Here is a 6,426-nt window from a genome sequence, read left to right as displayed (position 1 = left end):
TGGATGTGGATTGCGACTGCACCTTGCGCATCGCCTTGATCAGGTCCTCGGGGCCTGCCGCGTAGCCGATGCGCCAGCCGGTCATGGCATAGGCCTTGCTCACCCCGTTGACTGTCAATGTGCGGTCGTACAGGCGCGGTTCGATCTGAGCAGGGGTCGTGAATTCAAAGTCGTCATAGACAAGATGCTCGTACATATCGTCCGTCATCACCCAGACATGAGGGTGGCGCATCAGCACATCGGTGATCTCTTTCAGCTCTTCACGGGTGTACCCCGCGCCCGTCGGATTCGAAGGCGAGTTGAAAATCAGCCACTTTGTCTTGTCTGTGATGGCGGATTCCAGCTGATCGGCGGTCAGCTTGAAACCGGTTTGCAGCGACGCTTCGGCAATGACGGGCGTGCCGCCTGCCAGCAGAACCATGTCCGGATAGCTCACCCAGTAGGGGGCGGGGATCACAACCTCGTCGCCCTCGTTCAGTGTTGCCATCAGTGCGTTGTACAGGATCTGTTTGCCACCGGTTCCGACTGTGACTTGCGCCGGGGTGTAGTCCAACCCGTTGTCCCGCTTGAACTTTTCGACAATAGCTTGTTTCAGTTCGGGGATGCCATCAACCGGGGTGTACTTGGTCTTGCCAAGCGCGATGGCCACCACGGCCGCGTCCTTGATGTTCTGGGGCGTGTCGAAATCCGGCTCACCCGCGCCTAGGCCGATGATGTCCTTGCCCTGCGCCTTCAGCGCGGCCACCTGGCCCGTCAGGGCAACAGTCGGAGACGGTTTGACGCGGTCGAGTGTCGCGGAAAGGAATGTCATGTTGGCCTCGGGGCGTTAGGACGGTATAGAAACCCTCATAGGCGGCGTATCTCGCGCGATCAAGCGCCAGCGCCGAGAAGGAGAGTAATCCCATGGACGATCTGCAGGACTGGTACAGCGCTGAGGCGTCGACATTCGGTGACCGCGTGGCCGGTGCGCGCGAACAGGCCGGCATGACCCAGAAGCAGCTTGCAAAGCGTCTTGGCGTGCGGCTAGCAACCCTGCGCGCGTGGGAAGACGACCTGAGCGAACCACGCGCCAACCGTCTGTCGATGATGGCCGGGCTGCTGAACGTTTCGATGATGTGGCTGATCAACGGCGAAGGCGAGGGGCTCGACGCGCCCGTGGCCGAAGAGCCGTTGACCGCTGATATGCGCGACCTGCTGACCGAAGTGCGCGACATGCGGTCAGACATGCTGGCACGTGCCGAACAACTGGGGCGGCTTGAGAAAAAGCTGCGCATCGCAATGCAGACGGCAAGTGATGTCTGACGAACCACGCGAACACCGCCTGAAGCGGCTGCACATGCGCTCCATGCGCCGCGGGATCAAGGAAATGGACCTGATCCTGTCGACCTATGCCGGGCGGCATCTGGCGGACATGACCGATGGCGAACTCGATGTGTATGATGCCATGCTCAATGAGAATGATCAGGATCTGTACCGGTGGGTGACAGGCCAGGAAGCGCCGCCAGCGCATCTTGCTGACCTGGTTGGTGCGGTGTCGCGCACGTTTCAGCCCGAAAAATAAGGGCTCTGGCGCATTTAACTGAATATTTCCGAATCAACCGCATCTTCTGGCCAGAGCAGATGATGTCGGAGAAAACGGATGAGCATTCAGGACCCTATCGGGCAGGTCCCAGGCATGGCCGACAAAACGGCCTCCAACGCAGGTTTCATGGTCGGTTACCTAGAGGCGCTGTCGCTTGTGGAACGGCTGCACCGTTTGCTGCTCGATGTGATCAAGGATGAATTCGAACGGGTCGGCGTGCTTGAAATCAATGCGGTCCAGGCACTGTTGCTGTTCAATATCGGTGACAATGAGGTGACAGCAGGCGAATTGAAAAGCCGTGGCTATTACCAAGGCTCGAATGTCAGCTATAACCTGAAGAAACTGGTGGAAATGGGCTACATGCACCACCAGCGATGCGAGATTGACCGCCGCTCCGTCCGCGTGCGCCTGACGGAAAAGGGGCGCAAGATTCGCGACGTAGTGAACGAGTTGTTCCTGCGCCATGCAGATGGGCTGCAATCCAAGGGCGTACTCGGCCCGGAAGGGATCATCGACATCACCGCATCGCTCAAGCGCATGGAACGGTATTGGACGGATCAGATCCGTTACATTTACTGATCGCCGCCGCCCGGAATACCGGGCGCTGACGATAGTAATGCGTCCCCAAGGATCAGGGTTTCGAGCTCCCGTTCCAACTTGCGGGCCATGGCGGCGGCGTAGTCTTCGAAACCCAATGCGGTTTCAACGAAGCTGTCTGATCCGACAATCACGTTGTTCTGAAAGTAAGCGGAGAGCGCTGAGATCTCTCCTTGCTGCACATCGCCCAAGTCGGGTGCGTCTGCCCCGATCACCAGGGCATTGATGGTGATCCCGGTATCTTCCAATTCGGGCTTCACATCCACGGGCCGAATACCAAGGTTCGACTTACCATCCCCCGACAAGTCCAACGTCCGCTTCCAACAGTCCGAACGTTGCGCCAGATGTGCAGCCCCTTCGCGCATGGCCAGGCCAAGAGCCGTCCCGGGGCTGGCCTGGCGCCGCTCGGTCGCCCGCAACTGACCAATCACACCGTTCAGAACCGCCGTATTGTCGATCGCTGTCCACGGCAGGATCACCTCCGGGTCTTCCGGCCCGCTCCACTCATAGACCAGCAGATTTACGGGTGCGGATGGCGTTTGCAAAAGGGCCTGGCGCACCCTGCCGCTGTCCAAGGCTGCGGCCAACCCATCCATCTGCAAGCGATACTCCCGGGCATCGACCGATCCCGATACGTCCAGGCCCAACGCCAGAGCCTGTCGACAGGCCGTCTCGGCCCGGGCATCGGTCGCCGCGATGACCGCGGCACAGATAAGTGCCGCGCGGATCATCCGTCGCTGCGCTGCAGATCAAGCGCGCCGATCACGGGTGGCGTCAGCTCGCGCTCAAGCTTCCGGCGCATGGCGCGCTCGTAATCCTCGAACCCCTGCGCGACCTCCAGAAAGGCACCGGGGCCACGTAACACTTCACGCTGGTAAAACTCGATCAACATGGTCTCTGATGTAAACTCGGCTGCATTCACAACCAAACCATTCACCGTCACGTCGTCAAAGGCAAACTCGCGATAGGCGAGTTGGGGCCCAAACCCTTCGTTGTTTTGCCCATCGCCCGCCATATCAATCGTGCGGTAAAGGCATGATGGAGCCCGCTCCAGCATCTCGGCCCCGAAGCCAAGAGCATAGCCCATGGCAGTGGGGAATTCGTTGTGAGAGCGCTTGCTTGCCGCGACGGTCTCCGCCGCGCCCAGCAGGGCCGCAGGACTGTCAATCAGGGTCCAGTCCAGCACGACCTCCTGATTGTAACGTCCCGACCATTCATACACGGCCAGCGCCACCGGCGCATCAATGGCAAAGAAAGCCGCGCGGACCTCGGGAGCCGTCAGGGCGGCCACAAGGCCACCCCGTTGCAGCTGGTCCTCGGTCGCGTCGACGGATGACGAAACATCAAGGGCCAAGAGCAAAGCCAGCCGACACGCCGCCGCAGGGGATGCGGCGACGCAGGCGGCCAAAATGGCCGCAAGTCTTACCAATGGCCTGTGTTTTCCATGCTGGCCCATGGCTCGGCCGGGGGCAGGGGATCGCCTGCTTGCAACAGCTCGACCGACACGTTGTCCGGCGACCGGACAAAGGCCATGTGCCCATCACGCGGCGGACGGTTTATGGTCACACCATTGTCCATCAGGTGTTGGCAAGTCTCGTAGATGTTATCGACGCGATAGGCGAGGTGCCCGAAATGGCGGCTGTCATCGGGCAACCCTTCATCGCCATCCCAATTGTAGGTCAACTCGACAGGGCATTCCGGCTGATCGGGCGGAGCCATGAAGATCAGCGAAAACCGACCGCCTTCGCTGTCATGGCGCCGCGTCTCCTCAAGGCCCAGCAGCTTGTAGAATGCCATCGAGGCGTCCAGGTCCTTCACCCGAACCATTGTATGCAGATAGGTCAGTGCCATGTGCGGGGTCTCCGTCAGGGGTTGGTGTCGCGCCTAACCTAGCATACGGCCCAAAAGGGGCCAGAGCCTCTCAGAACTTTGATTGGATGCCCAGAGTGATGGTGGTCTCATCGATCTCAAACCGGTTCACGTTTGAGGATCTACGGCCTGTACGAATGCGCAGATTGGGGGCAAAGCCGGCAAAATCATAGTCAGCGAAGAAAAAGGATACGTCCCCGTACAGGCTTTCGTCTTGCCGCCCGCCGGCAATCGTGCGAACAAGTGCGTATTGGTCGTAGTCGGTGTAGCCAAAAGTGAGACCCGTCGAAATCTGAACCGGACCCAGCTGTTTACCAAATGAATAATTTGCCCGCACACTGGCAGTCCGATAATCGGCGTTTCGAAAGTCCCCGCTTTGCTCCTGAACGGCAAGCCCAACACTTAACTTGTCGCCGCCCTTAAGCTTGTGAGTGACAGACGCACCAAGGGTTAAGATATCCGCATTTCGAAAGTTGCCAACGGTCGCAAATCGCCGTTCAAAGCCGCTGTTTAGTCTGAGGTATGTGGCGTTCGAGAGCGTCAAACCACGCGATAGCGAAAGCTTGGTGGTGTCGTAAATTCGCTCCCCGGCGAACCACTTAGCGCCCAGCGATGCGCCCAAGGTGAGCGAATTGCCTTGTGCCCCTAGTGCGAACGTGTGCTCAATGCCGACATCTGCATAGGTCTCATTGAAGTCCTCGTTTCCAAGATCCGATGCCGTTTCTTCTATTTGGCGTTCCGCATCGGACGACAGGTCAACACGCCTTACATATAAGCGGCCGGATGCTGTTGTCCTGCTTTTTTGGCTTTGTGCCAGCCGATAACTCAATCGCACGTCCATAGTAGACACAACGCCATCCAGTGCACGTGAACCTGCACGAAACACGGACCCGGTTGGAACACCATTGTTGACTTCCAACACATTGTCGGTGCCGCTGTTCACATTGTTCGATGGTGCGACTGAAAAGCTCAGATTGAAGCGCAGCGGATTTGCCCGGCGCACCTGGGCATAGTCGCGCGAAATCATTGCATCTTGCTTTGGGGTTTCTGCATGGGTTGCGGCCAATCGCAGCCACATCTGCGATGCCGTCGGGCGTTCCTGCTGAAAGGCGATACTCGCTGCGGTTCGTGCAGCACCGAATTTTTGCGCAGACGTTTCACTGTGTTTGTAGGACAGACGAGCGGCCGAACGGGCCTCCTTGCGGTCATTCAACCGCGAATGCGCCGCGGCCAACACGCCATAAGCGTAGGCATCCTCGGGATTCGCTCGCACCAGCACCGCGGCCACATCTCGCGCTAGATCGAAGCGGCCCGCATATAGTGCTTGGCGCGCAAGAACGCGCGCCTGCTCCATGGTAAGCGTCTGGCTGTTTTGGGTTTTGGGAGCCGTCAGCCCCGTCGACGCCCACAGCGACAGCGCAATTGCAAAAAGCGCTCGTTTCATGAGCCTTATGGCTGCAGAGCGTTTACACAGATCGGATCAGTGTTCCCCTCGACACACAAGTCGAGGACGAAAACGCCATGCTCGATTTCACCCTCAAAGCTGTCGGTGAAATCGGTGACGCGCGTACCACCGGCGACAAATTCACCCGACGGCCCACCGATCACACCCGCAAAGTCTCCGATGTCGCTTGCGTCGCTGATCGGGAAATCCGGGTCGCTCTCATCTTGCTCGATGTTGCCGCTGAATGTGCCATCGCCGGTCAAAGTGCCGTCAACTAAGACAATGTCCGGTAGGTCAATGTCGCCGCCTGCGGTGGTTGCAAGCCTATTGTAGATCTCCCCCTCAACCGACAGGTCGTTCAGGTCCACATTCACAAACATCAACCCGCGAATATACGCAGTCTGACTGGGTGTATCCACGCTCGGATCCACGCCGGGCGTCGGGAGGAGGTCAGTAACGGGGCCCGCACCATTCAGACCAGCGGCGTAGTTCCCATAATAGGTTACGTCAAAGCGGCTTTCCGGTGCCGTAGGGGCCACATATGAGCCGGTACGTTCAAAGAACGAGCCACCAAAGAAGGTGTTGAACTGCGGGCCGGTCATAACCACGCCTGCCTGAACACCATCCCTGCTGGCGACAAAAGCCGTTGCGTGGCGACCCAGCGGGTCATTCTGACCTGTGAAGGTCTCGTATCCATCGACAAAGCTCGTCGCGACGCGTGTGTATTCGTTCACCACGGGTGTACCGTCTTGGGACAGACCTGTGACGGTCAGTGTATTTGTCGCCGTGTTGAAGTTGATAGAGCCCAGATCGCCAGCAATGGCGTCAGGAACACCAGTGTCGGTTGGCGGATCGGTTGGCGTACCGCCACCTCCGTCGGTATCACTCTCTTCTCGGGGCCCATTGCCACACGCCGCGACCAGAGCGGTCAGTG

9 protein-coding genes are annotated in these 6,426 nt (G+C 58.9%); 3 read left to right on the top strand and 6 right to left on the bottom strand.

From position 1 onward, the window contains the following. On the bottom strand, nt 1–811 hold an 811-nt coding region (locus tag AC6RA8_RS20170; RefSeq protein ID WP_500355282.1), incomplete at its 3' end, for a pyridoxal phosphate-dependent aminotransferase. A gap of 92 nt (nt 812–903) precedes the next feature. On the opposite strand from AC6RA8_RS20170, the gene AC6RA8_RS20165 reads away from it, so the two are divergent. The 3 genes from AC6RA8_RS20165 to AC6RA8_RS20155 all read left to right on the top strand — a co-directional run bounded on the left by AC6RA8_RS20165 (nt 904) and on the right by AC6RA8_RS20155 (nt 2,161). Continuing rightward, a complete protein-coding gene (locus tag AC6RA8_RS20165) occupies nt 904–1,302 on the top strand; it encodes a helix-turn-helix domain-containing protein (RefSeq protein WP_500355280.1) in 399 nt (132 codons plus the stop codon). After that, nucleotides 1,295–1,561 carry a succinate dehydrogenase assembly factor 2 gene (locus tag AC6RA8_RS20160; RefSeq protein ID WP_500355278.1) on the top strand — a complete coding sequence of 89 codons (267 nt, stop codon included), beginning with the start codon at nt 1,295–1,297 and terminating at the stop codon, nt 1,559–1,561. Before AC6RA8_RS20165 ends, AC6RA8_RS20160 begins: the two co-directional genes overlap by 8 nt. Nucleotides 1,562–1,639: 78 nt before the next feature. Then, on the top strand, nt 1,640–2,161 hold the full coding sequence (locus AC6RA8_RS20155; RefSeq protein ID WP_472728528.1) for a MarR family winged helix-turn-helix transcriptional regulator: 522 nt from the start codon (nt 1,640–1,642) through the stop codon (nt 2,159–2,161). Here AC6RA8_RS20155 and AC6RA8_RS20150 read toward each other — a convergent pair. From AC6RA8_RS20150 to AC6RA8_RS20130, 5 genes are all read right to left on the bottom strand, one after another. Continuing rightward, nucleotides 2,155–2,910: a DUF1194 domain-containing protein gene (locus AC6RA8_RS20150; protein ID WP_500355276.1), complete on the bottom strand. Its 756-nt coding sequence runs from the start codon at nt 2,908–2,910 to the stop codon at nt 2,155–2,157. The two genes, AC6RA8_RS20155 and AC6RA8_RS20150, sit on opposite strands and share 7 nt — an antisense overlap. Beyond that, nucleotides 2,907–3,635, bottom strand: a complete 729-nt coding sequence (locus AC6RA8_RS20145) for a DUF1194 domain-containing protein (protein WP_500355274.1) — start codon at nt 3,633–3,635, stop codon at nt 2,907–2,909. Before AC6RA8_RS20145 ends, AC6RA8_RS20150 begins: the two co-directional genes overlap by 4 nt. Then, nucleotides 3,602–4,030 (bottom strand): VOC family protein, encoded by a 429-nt coding sequence (locus AC6RA8_RS20140; RefSeq protein ID WP_500355272.1) that lies wholly within the window; start codon nt 4,028–4,030, stop codon nt 3,602–3,604. Before AC6RA8_RS20140 ends, AC6RA8_RS20145 begins: the two co-directional genes overlap by 34 nt. A gap of 70 nt (nt 4,031–4,100) precedes the next feature. After that, complete coding sequence (locus tag AC6RA8_RS20135) at nt 4,101–5,492, bottom strand: tetratricopeptide repeat protein (protein WP_500355270.1); 1,392 nt, start codon at nt 5,490–5,492, stop codon at nt 4,101–4,103. A gap of 5 nt (nt 5,493–5,497) precedes the next feature. Next, nucleotides 5,498–6,426: hypothetical protein (locus tag AC6RA8_RS20130; protein WP_500355268.1), on the bottom strand; the 929-nt coding region annotated here is incomplete at its 5' end.

The organism is Tateyamaria sp. (genome assembly GCF_059783535.1).
Note: the sequence above shows the minus strand (reverse complement) of the source record. Positions and strands in the feature narration are given on the sequence as shown.